The following is a 16,116-nucleotide window of genomic DNA, read 5'->3' on the forward strand; positions in this document are numbered from 1 at the left end:
TCGCGAGTCTCCAGCAGGCAAGCAGGACCTTGCTGGGGAGAGCCGATCTTGGCCTTTGTCGTCTTCGCCGGGCAGTCGAACACCGGCGGCGCATACATGAACGCGTCCACCCTTCCGGCCGCCTGGAAGCCCGACCCGCTGACCCTGATCTGGGACGACGGCGCCAAGGCCTGGGCGCAGATGCAGCCGGGGGTGAACACCGGCTTCGGCCAGATGCCCGACGCCTGGGGGCCGGAGGTGCAGTTCGCGCTGGCCTTCCGCGCCGCCCATCCCGACGAGGTGCTGCGGATCGTGAAGTCCGCCTGGGGCGGGACGCGCCTGGACGTGGACCCCGGCGAGTGGAAATACGACTGGTCGCCGCGCAGCGACAACGAGGTCTTCGACCTGACCACCGAGATGATCCGGCAGGCCGGGGCGGCGGCCGGCGGGATCCGGCCCGAGGCCGTCTTCTGGGGCCAGGGCGAGGAGGACGCCAACCACGCCGACACCGCGGCGGCCTATGACGAGAACCTGCCCGCCTTCTTCGCGGCCGTCCGGGCGGAATGGCTGGAGGACCCGGCCGGCAAGATCGGCTTCTTCCGCATCTCCGGCACGCCCGCCTATGCGGCCGAGGTGCGCCATGCCCAGCTGGTCACCGACGAGATGGACGCCAACGCGGCGAGCTTCGATTCCCGCGCCTTCCCGCTGATGGGCGACAACGTGCACTTCACGGCCGAGGCGCACCGGATGTCTGGGGACGAGTTCTTCGCCCTCTACCGGGCCTTCCGAACGGGCGGCGCGCCGGACGGCGGCGAGGGCGGCCAGGTGCTGACCTCGGCCGGGCCGGGCGACGCCCTGGTGGGCGGGACCGGCGACGACACCCTGAACGCCAGCCGGGGCTCCGACGTGCTCACCGGCGGCGCCGGGGCCGACGTCTTCGCCTGGGCGGGGGAGCCGTGGTCGCCGGCCCGGGTCACCGACTTCGCGCCCGGCCAGGACCGGCTGGACCTCTCCGATCTGCTGGACGCGGCCGGCTACACGGGCGCGGACCCGATCGCCGACCGCTACGTGCTGCTGTTCGACGACGGGGAGGGCGGGACCAAGGTCCTGTTCGACGACGACGGGGCCACCGAGGGCGGCGCCTGGCCCAACTGGATCATCCACCTTCAGGGGACGCCGGCCGCGGGCCTGACCTGGGCGCAGCTCTCCGGCGGGAGGGTGTCCCCGCCGCCGCCGCCGCCGCCCGGCGAGGGCGGCGAGCCGGGCGTGGTGCTGACCTCGGGCTGGCCTGGGGACGTGCTGACGGGCGGCCCGGGGGACGACACCCTCAACGCCAGCCGCGGCCCGGACCGCCTGACCGGCGGCGGCGGGGCGGACCGCTTCGTGTTCGGCGCCGAGCCCTGGGATCCGCCGCACATCACCGACTTCACGCCGGGCGTCGACCGGATCGACCTGCGGGCGCTGTTCGACGCCGCCGGCTACGCGGGGGCCGATCCCTTCGCGGACGGCTATCTCAGCCTGATCGACGACGGGGCCGGCGGGACCAAGGTGCTGTTCGACCGCGACGCGGCCGGGCCGGAGCCGCAGTGGGCCAACTACGTCATCCACCTGGAAGGCACGCCGCCGGGGCGGCTCGGCCCCGGCGACTGGATCTTCCAGTAGGCGCCTAGCGCGGCGCCATCCGGATGGCGCCGTCGAGGCGGACGTCCTCGCCGTTGAAGTAGCCGCACTCGATCATGGTCAGCGCGAGCTGGGCGTACTCCTCGGGCTTGCCGAGACGCTTGGGGAACGGCACCGAGGCCGCCAGGCCCTGCTTCACCGCTTCCGGCGCGAACTGCATCAGGGGCGTGTTGAAGATGCCCGGCAGGATGGTGTTCACGCGGATGCCGTCGCCGGACAGGTCGCGGGCGATGGGCAGGGTCATGCCGACCACGCCGCCCTTGGAGGCCGAATAGGCCGCCTGGCCCATCTGGCCGTCCTCGGCCGCGACCGAGGCGGTGTTGATGATCACGCCGCGCTCGCCGTCTTCCATGGGCTCCAGGTCCAGCATGCCCTTCGCCGACTTGGCGATGCAGCGGAAGGTGCCGACGAGGTTGATCTGGATGATGAAGTTGAACGCATCCAGCGGGAAGTGCTTGGTCTCGCCGGTCTGCTTGTCGCGGCTGGCGGTCTTGATGGCGTTGCCGGTGCCGGCGCAGTTCACCAGGATGCGCTCCTGGCCGTGCGCCTCGCGGGCCTTGGCGAAGGCCGCATCGACCTCTTCCTCGGAGGTGACGTTGCACTTGCAGAAGACGCCGCCGACCTCGCCGGCCACCTTCTGGCCCTTCTCTTCGTTCATGTCGAAGATGGCGACCTTGACGCCCTTGGCGGCCAGGCTGCGGACCGTGGCCTCGCCGAGGCCCGAGGCGCCGCCGGTGACCACCGCTGCGACGGATGAATTGAGTTCCATGGACGCTTTGCTCCCGCTCCCGTTAGATGGGGTGACTTCAGCGAAGGCATTAGCCCGATGAGCGGAAGCGAAAAAGTGTCACCCGACGTCAACGCCTTCGATCCCCACGCGCCCCTGGATCCCAGCCGGGCGCTGGTCCCGTCCGTGGTGAAGCTGAACGAGCAGCGCGTGGCCCGCGGCTTCTGGCCGAAGATCCGCAAGGTGGCGGCCAAGGTGCCGTTCGCCGCCGAGGCGCTGAGCGTCTGGTACTGCGCCCGGGACGAGGAGACGCCGACCGCGGCCAAGGGGATGATGCTGGCGGCCCTGGCCTACTTCGTCCTGCCCACCGACGTGGTCCCCGACTTCATCGCCGGCCTCGGCTACACCGACGACGCGGCGGTCTTCGCGACCCTGATGACCCTCGTCGGCCGCAACCTGAAGCCCCGCCACCGCGAGGCGGCGCGGCGCTCCATCGCCAGGATGCGGCGGGACGACTAGTCCTCCCTGATCCTCTCCCAGCGGTAGGGCTCGTCCTCGCCGTTCCGGAACTCGCCGCGCATGTCCGGCCTGCCGTTGCCGTCGGTGTCGTAGAGGGCGCTGTCCAGGACGCCGTCGTGGCGGTCGTCGAAGTACATGGTGTCCAGCTTGCCGTCGCCGTCGTCGTCGACCCAGATGGTGATCGGGTGACGCTTGCTGTCCGGCACCCCCATGATCGTGTCCACCTCCCCGTCGCAGTCGGTGTCGACACCCTTCTGCACGCCCTTGGGGTCGGTGGTCGGACGCTCCTTGAGGGCCACCGGCTCGCAGGCCTCCGCCGAGGCGCGGCTGGGCGTCGCCACCCGGTCCTCGGTGCGCGCCAGGAAGGACTTCGCGTCCTCGGCGGCCACCGCACGTTCGTGAAGCGAACGCGCAAGGGAGAGGCCGAGCTCGGCGAGCTCGGAAAGGATGCGGCTGTGCCGCTCCGCGATCTCTGCGGATGTGGACATGAACGGAAAGGGAACACCTAACCCGTCGAAGGTCAAATTTTAGCTGCAACAAATTGCACGAGGGCCCGGCCTAGTTCCCGAAGATCCAGTTTCCGGTCAGCGAGGTGAGCGTCACGCCGACCAGGATCATCTGCCCGCCGCCCGTCATGCTGATGACCGTGTCCGCGCCGACCTGGGCGACGGTGTAGGTGGTGCCGGGGTCCAGTTGAACGCGGTCGCCTTCGGCCAGGTTGAAATCGGTGACCCGGTCCAGGTTGGCGTCCCCGAACGTGTGGAAGATGTCCGCGCCAGCGCCACCGGTCATGGTGTCGTCGCCCCGGTCACCGGAAGCCCAGTCGTTCCCGTCGTTGCCGAGGACGATGTCGTTCCCCTGCCCCCCGCGAAGCAGGTCGTTTCCAGCCTCGCCCGCGCAGCTGTCGTTCCCGATGTTCCCATAGGCGATGTCGTCGCCAACGCCGCCCAGAAGCACGTCGTTGTCCTTGCCGCCGACGACCCAGTCGTCACCGGCGCCGCCTGACGCGGTGTCGTCGCCCATGTTGCCATTGATGTCGTCGAAACCCGAACCGCCGACGATCTGGTCGTTGCCCTCGTCGCCTCGGAGGTAGTTCGATCCGCCCGCCGTATCCCCGATCAGGTCGTTCCCCTGCCCGCCATAGATCGAGTCGTTTCCTGCGCCGCCATCGGCGGTGTCGTCGCCATGCCAGGCGATGATCTCGTCGTTGCCGCCGCCGCCATACAGGTAGTTGCTCAGCACGCTGCCGTAGATCGTGTCGGCAAAGTTCGAGCCGATGGCGTCCTCGATGTCGCCGGTGAGCCAGAACAGGCTCCGAGGTGAGGCCAGCGCCAGCTCGGAGGTCGGCACGGCATAGCCCACGCGGGTACTCACCACGGAGGAGAGCTGTTCGTCCGGCAGGTAGATTTCCCAGCCGCGGTCGGAGGTGGAGGCGTTGACCTCATCTATCCCCGCGGCGTCCCAGTAGGTCATGTAGGTGTTGGTGGCGACGATCTCGTAGCTGTTGTCGCCTGTGTTGTGGGACATGTTCGGCCCGTACAGGGCCTGAAGCGCGAGCACGTCGAGGACCATCGGCGTAGCCGGATCGAAGGCCCGGAGGTTCCAATTGTAGTCGTCGCCGTAGGCCATGATCGTGGCCCAATCGACTTCGAAATCCCCAAGCCCAAGCTGCGTGAGGGTCGGGTGACCCGTGCCACCGTCATCATGCGGGTGTTTGAGGCCGAGCGCGTGCCCAAGCTCGTGGATCAGCAGGAACCAGCCGGCGCTGCCGGGCTCGTAGCTCGGCAGGGTGTTCGCGGCGCTGTTGATGTTCAGGTAAACGTCGCCAGCCGCACCCTGGTAGTCCTGGCCGATCGTCGTCGGGAAGTAAGCTCGCCCCCAAACAAGGCTGGAGGGGAAGAAGTTGGTGTTGCCCGACAGGCTGACGTTGATCTCGCTTCCTCCGGCATAGGCCGCCGCGGGGGTCGTGAACGAGCCGACGTAGTTGAACTGGATGTTGGCGTAGACGGAGAACACCGCCAAGGCCGTCTGGACGGCCGCCTGGACCGAGGCCGGCGCCACCCAGAACTCGCCATTGAAGCCGTTCGAGATCGACCAATCCACCGTGCGGTCGGCGCCGAGATTCCACTGGTAGCCCGTGGTCGCGGCGTCGATCAGGAGGTCGCCGGTGGTGGTCGCGAAGGTTGAAGGAAGCGGCGTGGCCATTGGGATGTCCCCCAGATTTCGGAGACACGGACAATGGCGTAAGTCGTGCGCCTCCCCCGGCGGCAACCTGCACCTGAATGGCTAAGCTCTGCAACAGCTTAGAGTGTCGGTTAGTCGACACATAAGCTGCGTGCCACCCTTCCATTCTCTACTGTTGTGTAGCAACCGCACGGGTTGTTGCTGGCTTCGCAGCGTCCCAAGACCTTGGCCTTTGGGTTCTTCGGTGGCGCGCCATTCAGGATGCAACGCCCCTCGCATTGCCGGTCGCCGGTGCAGCGCTTACCAGCGTCCCGGTACGGCACGACACACATGGGTGTCCCCGAGAGGCAGACGGGCCGCACCCTACCGCCCTGGGCCGCGCACGCCCTTGCGTCGATTGACGTGTGCGCGGGCGCGGCCGCCGGGAAGCCGAGGAGCAGGAGGCTCAGGAACAGCAGCATCGGTGGTCCTCGTCCTAATCCGGGCGACCAGCACCGGACGCCAGCGCCGCCTCGCGCGCTGCAAGGCGCGCCTCGTAGTTCCTGATGTCCCGACGGTGCTGCGCGCCTGGATCGTTCACGAAGTCTATCCGGCCCTGGTCGGAGCCGCACTGTCCACATCTCAGGCGGAGCGCAATCGCGCCGATGGTCACTCGGGCCGGAAAGGCGTCGAACAGTTCACCCGCGCCCCATATGCGGCCATGACCGCACGCCATGCACATGGCCGAGAGCCTCCAGCACAACTCGGACACCCGCGCCACGCTGTAGTCTGCATGGCTCGGGGAGACCCAGAAGCCCCGATCCGTCTTCACCCACCAAGGAAGCATGGCGCCTGCATCTGCTTGAGCGCCGACCCAGAGCTAGAACGCGCCAATCTAGCGGAGGGTCAACTGCTTGCGACCGCGCACCCGCTTGGCGCTCCAGGATAGGGCTCACTCTGGGTGAAGTGGAATGTGGGTGTCAGAGGCGCGGGCGGAGCCGGCCGGCTCCGCCCGCGAACTCATTAACAGTGCCGGAGGGCCAGCAAGTTGTTAGGCTCAAGACCGTCGGCCTCGGTCTTGAGGTACTTGCGCCCATTGCGGACGGCGACCACCACCCAGACAGATTGCCGCTCGGGGGTGACCGTCCACAGATCGTACGCGCCACGCTCGATCCCGCTGATCAATTCGTCAATCGGGAGCCACCACTGCTTTCCGTTGCCTGGCCCTCCCAGGCCCTCAATCCGGCGATCGGGGTCGAGGTCGTCCGGAGTATGACAAGTCACTTGATAGGCTGGCTTTGAGGCCATGTTTCACACCCTCCTTTGGGGTAGAAAGTGGCCGCCGAGCGTTGACCGCGCTCCCGTAGTCTGGGATTCTGGGTCGTTCAGAGCTGCCGCCCGACGGCAGACAAGAGCCCACGCACCGCGCCAACGGTCGTGGGCTCATCCATGTGTGGGTCGCGTATCTAACCACGAACTGATCTTGGCGCCTCGTTAAGTGCTGAGCAATAGAACGTTCATGGTTTGTTCCCGTTCGTCCACAGGCTTATTGCCCGACGTCCTGCGGCATCGCGCCCAAGATCGCGTTTCACTACGCCCTTCTTGGCGGCTGCGCGCTCTACTTGGGGTCTGCGGCAAGTGTAGAGAATCCATCCCACTGCCCGCGCCCGCCTGCTCTCGGACGCCCACGCGGCTGGCCGGTTCGGCTTGGTGCTGCAGGCGCTGGGAGCCGACGGCAAGGTCGTCCGGGGCTGGTGCCCCGATCCCCCTGGACGCATGGACGCCCGGTCCTGGGCGGTGCGTCCGCCGGCCCCGACCGGGCGACCTTCCGGGTGGCCGAGGTGAACCTACCGGGCGCGCCGGTTGGACCGCACCTTCAGCGGCATGGTGGTGGTGCTGGACCGCGACGGCCGCGCCTCGGCCCCGCGCCTGCTGGACTCCGGCTCCCACGTCCTGGTGACCGCGGTGGAGGCCAGCCACCCCGCCGACGTCCTGGTGGGCGGCGCCCTGGCGGGCGAGGCGGCGATCTTCCACCTGGACGCCGGGCGCTAAGGCGCGCCGGGGCCCTGAAACGAAGGCGGCGGCCGCATCGCTGCGGCCGCCGCTGGAAATTCGTAAGTGGTCCGAAGCCTAGGCTTCGCTGGTCTCCGGCGCCGTCTCGGTGGCGCGGGACATCTGGCGCTCGGCGATCCGGGCCGACTTCCCGCGGCGGTCGCGCAGGTAGTACAGCTTGGCGCGGCGGACGACGCCGCGGCGCTTCACCTCGATCGACTCGATCATCGGCGACAGGACCGGGAACACCCGCTCCACGCCCTCGCCGAAGGAGATCTTGCGCACGGTGAAGGACTCGTCGACGCCCTGGCCCTGGCGGGCGATGCAGACGCCCTCGTAGGCCTGGACGCGCTCGCGCTCGCCTTCCTTGATGCGGACGTTCACCCGCACGGTGTCGCCCGGCTGGAACACCGGGACCTTGCGAGCGGCGAGGAGGCGGTCGGCCTCTTCCTTGCGGAGCTGTTCGATCACGTTCATCGGTCTCTTTCCTTACTGGGCTTTACCCGCCCTTTGCCTGTTGATTGGCGGAGAGCCTCGCCCAGAGGTCCGGACGCCGCTCCCGCGTGGTCTTCTCGCGCTGCTCCTGGCGCCATTTGCGGATGGCCGCATGGTTGCCCGACAGCAGCACCTCGGGGATGTCGAGCCCTTCGAACGTCCGCGGCCTGGTGTACTGCGGACCCTCGAGGAGCCCGTCCTCGAAGCTTTCTTCACTCAAGCTCTCGGCCTGGCCCAACACACCCGGGACAAGCCGTACGCACGCCTCGATCGCCACCAGGGCCGCCGCCTCGCCGCCGGCGAGGACCGCGTCTCCGACAGAGACCTCCTCGAACCCCCGGGCGTCGAGCACCCGCTGGTCCACCCCCTCGAACCGTCCGGCCAGGACGATCAGTCCCGGCCCCGCGGCCCATTCCTTCACGCGCGCCTGGGTGAGGGGACGGCCCCGGGCGCTCATGTACAAAAGCGGCCGTCCGCGCCGCTCCACGCTGTCCAGCGCGGAGGCGATCACGTCCGCCCGCATCACCTGTCCCGGACCGCCACCCGCGGGGGTGTCGTCGAGGAAGCCGCGCTTATCTGTGGAAAAGGCCCGGATGTCCACCGTTTCCAGCGTCCACAGCCCGTGCTCGCGCCACGCCGTGCCGATCAGCGAAACGCCGAGGGGGCCGGGGAAGGCCTCGGGGAACATGGTCAGGACGGTGGCGTCGAAGGACATGGCCCTTGAAGCGCGGCTTCAGGGCGGCTCGTCAAGCGCGGCCGCGCGGTTTAAGCCCTCTCCATGCTGCGCCGCCTCGCCGCCCTCCTCCTCGTCCTCGCCCTCGCCCCCGCCGCCCCCGCCTTCGCCCGGGCGCCGGAGCCGGCGCAGGCGACGGTGGCCCACACGACGCCGTTCGAGTTCCTGCAGGACCGGCAGATCCTGTTCCCCATCACCATCAACGGCCGGCCCGCCGAGGCCTGGCTGGACTCCGGCGCGAGCTCGACGGTGATCGACGCGGCGTTCGCCGCCGGCCTCGGCCTGCGGCTCGGCCGCGGCCTGCCGGCGCAGGGCGTCGCCGGACGGGTGGACGGCGTCAGGCTCGCCCGCGCCGATCTCAGCCTGGGCGGCCTCGTCCTGCCGACGCGCAATGTGGCGGTGATGGACCTGCGCGTGCTGCAGGCGGTGGTGCCGCGCCCGGTTCAGGTGATCCTCGGCCGCGACATCTTCGACGTGGCCGTGGTCGACATCGATTTCCAGGCCCGGCAGATCGCCTTCCTCGCCCGCCATGACTTCCGCCCGCCGCCGGTGGCGCCCCTGCCGCTCGTCGCCTCGGGCAACCTGCGCAACTTCCCGATCGCCATCGCCGGCCAGCCGGTCCAGGCGCTCCTCGACCTGGGCAACTCCGGGGCCCTGCTGGTCGACCGCGACTACGCCGAGGCCCGCGGCCTGCTGGCGGGTCGGCCGGTCTCCACCCAGCTCGCCGTGGGCGTGGACGGTCCCCGGGAAAGCCTGGTCACGAGCCTGGACGGCGTCGAGGTGGGCGGCGTCGCCTTCCGGGGCGTGCCGACCTCGGCCACCGCCGACCTGGTGGCCGCCGCGCCGGCCAACGTCGGCCTCGCGCTGCTCAGCCGCTTCCATGTGACCATCGACTTCGCCGGCGACCGGCTGTGGCTGCAGCCCTATCCGGGGGCGGCCGAGGCGGCCTTCCGCAAGAACCGCGCGGGGCTGTCGGTGACGGTGGAGGGCGACCACCTGCGCGTCACCCACGTGGCCCGCGGCAGCCCGGCCGAGGCGGCGGGGTGGCGGCCGCACACCGTGATCACCGCCATCGACGGCCAGCCGATCACCCCCGACTACGCCGAGAGCCCGCTGTTCCGATGGGCCAACGGCCCGGCCGGACGGGTGGTGGCGCTGACCGTCGGCGACGGCAGCCGCCGGCTCCTGCGGCTCACCGACTACTACTGACCTTGCCGCGCCGGAGGCTTCGGCTTAAGCGGATCGGCTTCGCACTTGCAGCATCGCCGGGACGACGATGGACACCCAGACCCTGATCGAGACGCTTCAGCTCGAGCGGCTCGAGGTGAACCTGTTCCGCGGCATCACGCCGGAAGAGGAGGCGCGCGAGCGCATCTACGGCGGCCAGGTGATCGCCCAGTCGCTGCTCGCCGCCTACGAGACGGTCGAGGACCGGGTCTGCCACTCCCTGCACTGCTACTTCATCCGGCCGGGCGACCCCAATGTGCCGATCGTCTTCGACGTCGACCGCTCCCGTGACGGCGGCAGCTTCACGACGCGGCGGGTGATCGCCGTCCAGCACGGCAAGCAGATCTTCAACCTCGCCGCATCCTTCCAGGCCGCCGAGGACGGGTTCGAGCACCAGTCGGCCATGCCGGAGGCCCCGGCGCCGGAAGAGGTCGAGGACGACCTGGAGCGCGAGAAGGCCCAGATGAAGGACGCGCCGGCCCAGGTCCGGGCCTGGCTCGACCGGCCCCGGCCCATCGAGATGCGCACGGTCGGGGGGCGCTGGGACCATGCGCCCCGGCCCAGCGAGCCGCGCCAGCAGGTGTGGTTCCGGGCCCGCGACCCGATCGGCGGCGACGGCCGCATGCAGCAGGTGATCCTGGCCTACGCCTCGGACATGAGCCTGCTCGGCACGGGAGTGAAGCCGCACGGGGTGAGCTGGCGCACGCCGGGCTTCCAGTCGGCGAGCCTCGACCACGCCATGTGGTTCCACCGGCCGACCGACTTCAACGAGTGGCACCTCTACCACCAGGAGAGCCCCTCGGCCTCCGGCGGCCGCGGCTTCAACCTCGGCCAGATCTACCGCGCCTCCGACGGCGCCCTGGTCGCCTCCTGCGCCCAGGAGGGCCTGATGCGGATGCGCAAGCCGAAGGCCTAGCCGTCTCCCTCCCTTGAGGGGGAGGGTCGACTCACCGAAGGCGAGCGGGGTGGGGAAGCGCGGCCCTGCTCGCGGCCTCCGCCGGTACGAGGAAGCGCCTACTCCGTCTCCGCCGGCCGCACGCCGATCACCTTGCCTTCTGCGAGGCGGACCTCGGGGACGGCCTCGCGGGTGAACGGCAGCCACCAGCTCGCGCCCTCCGGCGGCTGGACCTCCAGGAGGTCGCCGGCGCCGAAGTCGTGGACGGTGCGGACCTTGCCCAGCACCTCGCCCTCGGGGCTCTCGACGGTCAGGCCGATCAGGTCGGTGACGTAGAACTCGTCCTCCTCCGGCTCGGGGAGGACGTCGCGGGGGATGAACAGCTTCAGCCCGCGCAGGGCCTCGGCCTGCTCGCGGGTCTCGACCTCGGCGGCGCGCACGATGACGCCGCCCTTCTGGTCGGGCCGGCCGCCGGACAGGGTCAGGCCCGCCGAGCCGTCCTCGCGCAGCAGGCTGCGGTACTCGACGAGCGACATCGGGTCGGCGGTGAAGGCGGTGATGCGCACATCGCCCTTCACGCCGAACGCGCCGGCCACCCGGCCCACGAGGATGAGGTTGGCTGCGCTCATGCGCGCCTTCTCCCCTTGTGGGAGAAGGGGTCGGCGAAGCCGACGGATGAGGGGTCGCGCTCGGTCATGGGTATCGGGAGGCGGCAAGCGGGCCGGAGAGTTCTGAGAGACCCCTCATCCGGCCCGCTGCGCGGGCCACCTTCTCCCGCAGGGGGAGAAGGGGACCGGCGATCGCCTTAGGACGCCTTCTCTTCGCCTTCGGCGGCGGGGGCCTCTTCAGCCGGAGCGGCGGCGTCCTCGGCCGGAGCGGCCTCGGCGGTCGCTTCCTCGGCGGCCGGGGCGGCCTCTTCAGCCGGAGCAGCTTGCTCGGCCGGAGCCGCTTCCTCGACCGGGGCGGCCTCGGCGGCCGGAGCCTCTTCCACGGCGGGCTCTTCGGCCGGCGGCGGGTTGGCGGCGGCTTCGGCCGCGGCGGCGGCGCGGTCGGCTTCCTTCTGGGCCTTCTCCTCGGCGCGTTCCTTGGCCTTCTCGCCCGGGACGCCCTTCTTCGGGTTGTTGCCGGCGACCCAGGTGCCGATGCCCTGCTTGGCCAGCTCGCGCTGCACGCGGTCGGTGGGCTGGGCGCCCTTGGCCATCCATTCCTGGATGCGCTCCGCCTTCAGGACGAGCCGGTTCGGGTCGTCCTTCTTCAGCAGCGGGTTGTAGGAGCCCACCTTCTCGATGAAGCGGCCATCGCGGGGCGAGTGGCTGTCGGCGACGACGATCGAGTAGTAGGGGCGCTTCTTGGCGCCGCCACGGGCGAGACGGATCTTCAGCATTGTCTTGGTCCTTGGTCTTTCAGTCTATTTCTTGAAGGGATTGAAGCCGGGCGGCAGGCCGCCGCCCAGGCCGGGAAGTTTCGGAGCGCCGGGGCCGCCCAGTCCGGGCAGCCTGGCGGCCATCTCCTCCATCTGTTCGGGGGTCGGCGCCTTGCCGCCGCCGAGCGCCTTGAGGCGGTCCATGCCGCCGCCGCCGCCGAGCATCTGGGCCATCTGGGCGAAGCCCTTGCCGCCGCCCTTGCTCATCATCTTGAAGGCGTCGGCCATCTGGCGGTGCTGCTTCAGGAGCCGGTTCACCTCGGCCACGTCGACGCCGGCGCCCGCCGCGATGCGGCGCTTGCGCGAGGCCTGCAGGATGTCGGGCTTCTTCCGCTCGGCCTTGGTCATCGACGACAGGATGGCCATCTGGCGGTCGAACACCTTGTCGCTGATGCCGCTCTCGGCGATCTGCTTCTTCACCTTCTGGACCCCGGGCAGGAGGCCCATCAGGCCCTCCATGCCGCCCATCTTCTTCATCTGGGCGAGCTGGTCGGCCATCATGTCGAGATCGAACTGGCCCTTGGCCAGCTTGCGGGCCATGGCCTCGGCCTTGGCCTGGTCGATGTCCTGGGCGGCCTTCTCGACCAGGGCCACCACATCGCCCTGGCCGAGGATGCGGCCGGCCACGCGGCGGGCGTCGAAGGCGTCCAGGCCCTCGATCTTCTCCGACACGCCGAGGAACTTGATCGGCAGGCCGGTGACCGCGCGCATGGAGAGCGCCGCGCCGCCGCGGCCGTCGCCGTCGGCGCGGGTCAGCACCAGGCCGGTCAGCGGCAGGCGCTCGTGGAACGCCTTGGCGGTGCGCACCGCGTCCTGGCCGGTCAGGCTGTCGGCGACCAGCAGGGTCTCGGACGGCGAGCTGATGCGGGCGATCTCGGCCGCCTCGCTCATCATCGCCTCGTCCAGGGTCGTGCGGCCGGCGGTGTCGAGGATCAGGACGTCGTAGCCCTGCAGCTTCGCCGCGCTCATCGCCCGCTTGGCGATGTCGGGCGCGGCCTGGCCGGCGACGATCGGAAGGCTCTCCACCCCGGCCTGCTTGGCCAGCATGGCGAGCTGCTCCATGGCGGCCGGGCGGCGGGTGTCGAGGGAGGTGACGAGGACCTTCTTGCGGTCCTTGGCGAGGCGCAGCGCGAGCTTGCCGGCGGTGGTCGTCTTGCCCGAGCCCTGCAGGCCGGCCATCAGGATCACGGTCGGCGGGTTCAGCGAGAGGTTCAGCCCCTCGGGCTCGCCCTCGCCGCCCAGCATCTCCACTAGGCCGTCGTAGGTAATCTTGACCACCTGGTCGGCCGGCCGCACCGAGCGGATGACGGCCTCGCCGGTCGCCCGCTCCTTGGCCTTGGCGATGAAGTCGCGCACGACCGGCAGGGCGACGTCGGCCTCGAGCAGCGCGATGCGGACCTCGCGCAGCGCCTCGTCCACGTCCTTCTCGGACAGCACGCCCTTGCCGCCGAGGCGGTCGAAGACGGTGGACAGCCGATCTGTAAGTGCGTCGAACAAACCAAACTCCTGTGACCCAAACGCGATCGACCCCCGTGGACGATTGCGTCGACGGGGGGCCTCGCCGCCCTCGTCCCATATGGTGATGGGGGTCGTGGCGGTGGAGGGCGCTGATCGAGATCAGGCCGGAAGGGCGCGCTTATGCGCCTGTGGAGAACTCAGGTCAAGGAAGAGGCGACGTCCGTCTGGATCAGGTCGTCATCCCCGTGAGCGCCGACAGGAGCCACAGCAGCCAGAAGCGCACCAGCCAAGCATGGTCGCGCTGCGCCTGCGGCTCGAGCAGCGCCATCTCCTTTCTCAGGGGGAAGGCCACCAGGGTCAGCATCGGGATGCGCGGGGCGTTCGCATTCTTTCGGACTTGGGCAGCGAACCAGATGCTGCCCACCATTCCCACGGCGAAGCCTGTAGCGCTGAGCCATTGCACGGCGCCGACGCTCGTCATGTGAGTTCCGTCGGCTTCGTCAGAAGCCTCCGCCCCTTGAACCTCATGGTCAGATGCGAGCCTGCGGGGTTCGGCGTGTCAAGGACACGCCCTGGCGCGCCGCGCGGTGGCCGGCCCTTGAGACGCCGGACCCCGCAGGCAGACTGGCCGCCAGGAGTTCCAGGCCGGGGTCCGCCGCCCCGGACACCCTACTGCCCCCACGGCGGCCACATTGGGGGAGGTGAAAGTCCGAAAGCCGCCAGCGGGGCGCGGCGAACGGCGCTATCGTCCGGGCATGATCCGCTACGCCCTCTTCGAGACCGCCATCGGCTGGGCCGGCGTCGCCTGGAACGACGCGGGCCTCGTCGCCTGCCATCTGCCGGAGCGCGAGCCCGACGTCGCCCGGGCAGGCTTCCTGCGCCGCTTCCCCGACGCCGCCGAAGACACGCCGCCGGACGGCCTCGCGCCGACCATCTCGGGCATCCAGGCCCTGATGCGCGGCGAGAAGGCCGATCTCTCGGACGCGCCGCTCGACCTCTCCCGCACGCCGGCGTTCCACGCCCGGGTCTACGCGGTCGCCCGCGCCATCCCGCCCGGCGAGACGCTCACCTACGGCGAGATCGCCGTGAAGCTCGGCGACAGGCTGCTGGCCCAGCAGGTCGGCCAGGCGCTCGGCGCGAACCCCTGGCCGATCGTCGTGCCCTGCCACCGGGTGACGGCGGCGGGCGGCAGGCTCGGCGGCTTCTCGGCCCGCGGCGGCGCCCGGACCAAGCTGCGCCTGCTCGCCATCGAAGGCGCCAAGGCCGCCGCACAGGGGGACCTGTTCGCCTGAGCCGATTCCGCGACGCGATTCCTGGACAAACCGAGCGACACGGAGGAGTTCGAACAAAGAGCGAGTGCTCGCTCTTTGCCGATTGAATCCGCCGGTCCGGCGACCTTCCCCTTAGGGGAGACCTGCCGTCTTCCGTCGTTCCCGCTCAGGTCGTCGGGAAGCCCTTGTCGCGCAGGTAGGCCTTCACGTCCGGGTCGCGGCCGCGGAAGGCGCGGTAGCCCTCGCGCGGGTCGATGGAGTTGCCGACGCTCATGACGGTGTCGTGCAGCCGCCTGGCGACCGTCTTGTCGTAGAGCCCGCCCGGCGCCTCGCGGAACGCCTCGACCGCGTCCAGCGCCATCACCTCCGACCACAGGTAGGAGTAGTAGCCGGCCGAATAGCCGTCGGACGAGAAGATGTGCCCGAACTGCGGAGTGCGGTGGCGCATCGGCAGCTCGGCGGGCATGCCGAGCTTCGCGAGCTCCTCCCGCTCGAAGGCGTCCGGGTCGATGTCGGCGTCGCCGGCCAGATGCAGCTTCATGTCGATCAGCGCCGAGGCCAGATACTCGGTGACGTCGAAGCCCTGGCGGAAGGTCGAGGCCTTCTCGATCTTGGCGACCAGCTCGGCCGGGATCGGCTTGCCGGTCTGATAATGCAGGGCGAAGCGGTTCAGCACCTGCGGCGTACGCAGCCAGTGCTCGTTGATCTGCGAGGGGAACTCCACGTAGTCGCGGAACACCCGCGTGCCCGACAGCGACGGATAGGCGACCTTGGAGTTCAGCCCGTGCAGGGCGTGGCCGAACTCGTGGAACATGGTTTCCGCGTCGTCCCAGGAGATCAGCACCGGCTCGCCCGGCGCGCCCTTCACGAAGTTGGAGTTGTTGGAGACGATGGTCGTCACCTTGCCGTCGAAGGTCTCCTGGCTGCGGTAGGCGTTCATCCAGGCGCCCGAGCGCTTGCCGGCCCGCGCATAGGGATCGAAATACCAGAGGCCCACGTGCTCGGGCCCGCGCTTCACCTCCCAGACGCGCACGTCCGGATGCTGCACCGGGACGTTGGTCACGGGGACGAACTCGAAGCCGTAGAGCTGGCCGGCGGCCCAGAACATGCCCTCGCGCAGCTTCTCGAGCTGCATGTACGGCTTGGCCTCGTTCATATCGAGGTCGTAGCGGGCCTTGCGCACCTTCTCCGCATAGTAGCGGTAGTCCCAGGGCGCGATCCTGATCTTGGCCCCTTCCTTGTCCGCGATGCCCTGCATCTCGGCCACTTCCTCGCGGACCCGGGCGATGGCCGAGGGCCAGACCCGCATCATCAGCTCCATGGCGGCCTCGGGCTTGTCGGCCATGGAGTTGTTGGCCAGGCGCCAGTGGGCGTGGGTCGGGAAGCCGAACAGCTTGGCCCGCTCGGCGCGCAGCTTCAGGATCTTCCTGATGACCGCATTGTTGTCCCAGGCGTCGCCGTTGTCGCCGCGGCTGTAGAAGTTCTTCCAGACCT

Annotated in this window: 17 protein-coding genes; 6 read left to right on the plus strand and 11 right to left on the minus strand. The window is 69.7% G+C overall.

The window, feature by feature from the left end; all coding sequences use genetic code 11:
• Nucleotides 1–48 precede the first annotated feature (48 nt).
• Nucleotides 49–1,641 (plus strand): sialate O-acetylesterase, encoded by a 1,593-nt coding sequence (locus tag V7Z97_RS03970; protein WP_334161572.1) that lies wholly within the window; start codon nt 49–51, stop codon nt 1,639–1,641.
• Nucleotides 1,642–1,645: 4 nt separating this feature from the next.
• On the opposite strand, the gene V7Z97_RS03975 is transcribed toward V7Z97_RS03970, so the two are convergent.
• Nucleotides 1,646–2,428, minus strand: coding sequence for an SDR family NAD(P)-dependent oxidoreductase (locus V7Z97_RS03975; protein ID WP_334161574.1), 783 nt, complete (start codon nt 2,426–2,428; stop codon nt 1,646–1,648).
• 57 nt (nt 2,429–2,485) lie between these two features.
• On the opposite strand from V7Z97_RS03975, the gene V7Z97_RS03980 reads away from it, so the two are divergent.
• The gene (locus V7Z97_RS03980) at nt 2,486–2,905 is read left to right on the plus strand and encodes a YkvA family protein (RefSeq protein ID WP_334161576.1); all 420 of its coding nucleotides are present in this window, start codon (nt 2,486–2,488) and stop codon (nt 2,903–2,905) included.
• On the opposite strand, the gene V7Z97_RS03985 is transcribed toward V7Z97_RS03980, so the two are convergent.
• The 3 genes from V7Z97_RS03985 to V7Z97_RS20570 all read right to left on the minus strand — a co-directional run bounded on the left by V7Z97_RS03985 (nt 2,902) and on the right by V7Z97_RS20570 (nt 6,376).
• Nucleotides 2,902–3,393, minus strand: coding sequence for a hypothetical protein (locus V7Z97_RS03985; protein WP_334161577.1), 492 nt, complete (start codon nt 3,391–3,393; stop codon nt 2,902–2,904). The two genes, V7Z97_RS03980 and V7Z97_RS03985, sit on opposite strands and share 4 nt — an antisense overlap.
• A gap of 70 nt (nt 3,394–3,463) precedes the next feature.
• Nucleotides 3,464–5,110 (minus strand): reprolysin-like metallopeptidase, encoded by a 1,647-nt coding sequence (locus V7Z97_RS03990; RefSeq protein WP_334161578.1) that lies wholly within the window; start codon nt 5,108–5,110, stop codon nt 3,464–3,466.
• A gap of 981 nt (nt 5,111–6,091) precedes the next feature.
• Nucleotides 6,092–6,376 carry a DUF3892 domain-containing protein gene (locus V7Z97_RS20570; RefSeq protein WP_442958006.1) on the minus strand — a complete coding sequence of 95 codons (285 nt, stop codon included), beginning with the start codon at nt 6,374–6,376 and terminating at the stop codon, nt 6,092–6,094.
• A 555-nt stretch (nt 6,377–6,931) separates the two neighbouring features.
• Between V7Z97_RS20570 and V7Z97_RS03995 the strand changes: the two genes are divergently transcribed.
• Nucleotides 6,932–7,120 (plus strand): hypothetical protein, encoded by a 189-nt coding sequence (locus tag V7Z97_RS03995; RefSeq protein WP_334161579.1) that lies wholly within the window; start codon nt 6,932–6,934, stop codon nt 7,118–7,120.
• Nucleotides 7,121–7,198: 78 nt separating this feature from the next.
• Here the strand turns inward: V7Z97_RS03995 and rplS are convergent, their stop codons facing one another.
• Nucleotides 7,199–7,597: a 50S ribosomal protein L19 gene (rplS, locus tag V7Z97_RS04000; protein WP_334161581.1), complete on the minus strand. Its 399-nt coding sequence runs from the start codon at nt 7,595–7,597 to the stop codon at nt 7,199–7,201.
• 22 nt (nt 7,598–7,619) lie between these two features.
• Complete coding sequence (gene trmD, locus V7Z97_RS04005) at nt 7,620–8,330, minus strand: tRNA (guanosine(37)-N1)-methyltransferase TrmD (RefSeq protein WP_334161582.1); 711 nt, start codon at nt 8,328–8,330, stop codon at nt 7,620–7,622.
• A 63-nt stretch (nt 8,331–8,393) separates the two neighbouring features.
• On the opposite strand from trmD, the gene V7Z97_RS04010 reads away from it, so the two are divergent.
• Both V7Z97_RS04010 and V7Z97_RS04015 read left to right on the plus strand, forming a co-directional pair.
• Nucleotides 8,394–9,557 (plus strand): aspartyl protease family protein, encoded by a 1,164-nt coding sequence (locus tag V7Z97_RS04010; protein ID WP_334161584.1) that lies wholly within the window; start codon nt 8,394–8,396, stop codon nt 9,555–9,557.
• 67 nt (nt 9,558–9,624) lie between these two features.
• Nucleotides 9,625–10,491, plus strand: coding sequence for an acyl-CoA thioesterase (locus V7Z97_RS04015; protein ID WP_334161585.1), 867 nt, complete (start codon nt 9,625–9,627; stop codon nt 10,489–10,491).
• Between the two features lie 98 nt (nt 10,492–10,589).
• Here the strand turns inward: V7Z97_RS04015 and rimM are convergent, their stop codons facing one another.
• The 4 genes from rimM to V7Z97_RS04035 all read right to left on the minus strand — a co-directional run bounded on the left by rimM (nt 10,590) and on the right by V7Z97_RS04035 (nt 13,832).
• Complete coding sequence (gene rimM / locus V7Z97_RS04020; RefSeq protein ID WP_334161587.1) at nt 10,590–11,099, minus strand: ribosome maturation factor RimM; 510 nt, start codon at nt 11,097–11,099, stop codon at nt 10,590–10,592.
• A gap of 176 nt (nt 11,100–11,275) precedes the next feature.
• Complete coding sequence (gene rpsP / locus V7Z97_RS04025) at nt 11,276–11,854, minus strand: 30S ribosomal protein S16 (protein WP_334161588.1); 579 nt, start codon at nt 11,852–11,854, stop codon at nt 11,276–11,278.
• A gap of 24 nt (nt 11,855–11,878) precedes the next feature.
• A complete protein-coding gene (gene ffh / locus V7Z97_RS04030; protein WP_334161589.1) occupies nt 11,879–13,390 on the minus strand; it encodes a signal recognition particle protein in 1,512 nt (503 codons plus the stop codon).
• A 190-nt stretch (nt 13,391–13,580) separates the two neighbouring features.
• A complete protein-coding gene (locus tag V7Z97_RS04035) occupies nt 13,581–13,832 on the minus strand; it encodes a hypothetical protein (RefSeq protein WP_334161590.1) in 252 nt (83 codons plus the stop codon).
• Between the two features lie 274 nt (nt 13,833–14,106).
• Between V7Z97_RS04035 and V7Z97_RS04040 the strand changes: the two genes are divergently transcribed.
• Nucleotides 14,107–14,643, plus strand: a complete 537-nt coding sequence (locus V7Z97_RS04040; RefSeq protein WP_334161591.1) for a methylated-DNA--[protein]-cysteine S-methyltransferase — start codon at nt 14,107–14,109, stop codon at nt 14,641–14,643.
• A 145-nt stretch (nt 14,644–14,788) separates the two neighbouring features.
• Here the strand turns inward: V7Z97_RS04040 and V7Z97_RS04045 are convergent.
• The coding region (locus V7Z97_RS04045; protein WP_334161592.1) for a M3 family metallopeptidase at nt 14,789–16,116 on the minus strand (1,328 nt) is incomplete at its 5' end.

This window comes from Phenylobacterium sp. (assembly GCF_036821595.1).
Lineage (GTDB): Bacteria > Pseudomonadota > Alphaproteobacteria > Caulobacterales > Caulobacteraceae > Phenylobacterium.

What these genes read in the sequence shown, in the direction of transcription:
- V7Z97_RS03975 (WP_334161574.1), bottom strand. Translation starts at nt 2,428, where the DNA reads ATGGAACTCAATTCATCCGTCGCAGCGGTGGTCACCGGCGGCGCCTCG.
- V7Z97_RS04040 (WP_334161591.1), top strand. Translation starts at nt 14,107, where the DNA reads ATGATCCGCTACGCCCTCTTCGAGACCGCCATCGGCTGGGCCGGCGTC.
- V7Z97_RS03985 (WP_334161577.1), bottom strand. Translation starts at nt 3,393, where the DNA reads ATGTCCACATCCGCAGAGATCGCGGAGCGGCACAGCCGCATCCTTTCC.
- rplS (WP_334161581.1), bottom strand. Translation starts at nt 7,597, where the DNA reads ATGAACGTGATCGAACAGCTCCGCAAGGAAGAGGCCGACCGCCTCCTC.
- trmD (WP_334161582.1), bottom strand. Translation starts at nt 8,330, where the DNA reads ATGTCCTTCGACGCCACCGTCCTGACCATGTTCCCCGAGGCCTTCCCC.
- V7Z97_RS20570 (WP_442958006.1), bottom strand. Translation starts at nt 6,376, where the DNA reads ATGGCCTCAAAGCCAGCCTATCAAGTGACTTGTCATACTCCGGACGAC.
- V7Z97_RS03980 (WP_334161576.1), top strand. Translation starts at nt 2,486, where the DNA reads ATGAGCGGAAGCGAAAAAGTGTCACCCGACGTCAACGCCTTCGATCCC.
- rpsP (WP_334161588.1), bottom strand. Translation starts at nt 11,854, where the DNA reads ATGCTGAAGATCCGTCTCGCCCGTGGCGGCGCCAAGAAGCGCCCCTAC.
- V7Z97_RS04010 (WP_334161584.1), top strand. Translation starts at nt 8,394, where the DNA reads ATGCTGCGCCGCCTCGCCGCCCTCCTCCTCGTCCTCGCCCTCGCCCCC.
- V7Z97_RS03990 (WP_334161578.1), bottom strand. Translation starts at nt 5,110, where the DNA reads ATGGCCACGCCGCTTCCTTCAACCTTCGCGACCACCACCGGCGACCTC.
- V7Z97_RS04035 (WP_334161590.1), bottom strand. Translation starts at nt 13,832, where the DNA reads ATGACGAGCGTCGGCGCCGTGCAATGGCTCAGCGCTACAGGCTTCGCC.
- rimM (WP_334161587.1), bottom strand. Translation starts at nt 11,099, where the DNA reads ATGAGCGCAGCCAACCTCATCCTCGTGGGCCGGGTGGCCGGCGCGTTC.
- V7Z97_RS04015 (WP_334161585.1), top strand. Translation starts at nt 9,625, where the DNA reads ATGGACACCCAGACCCTGATCGAGACGCTTCAGCTCGAGCGGCTCGAG.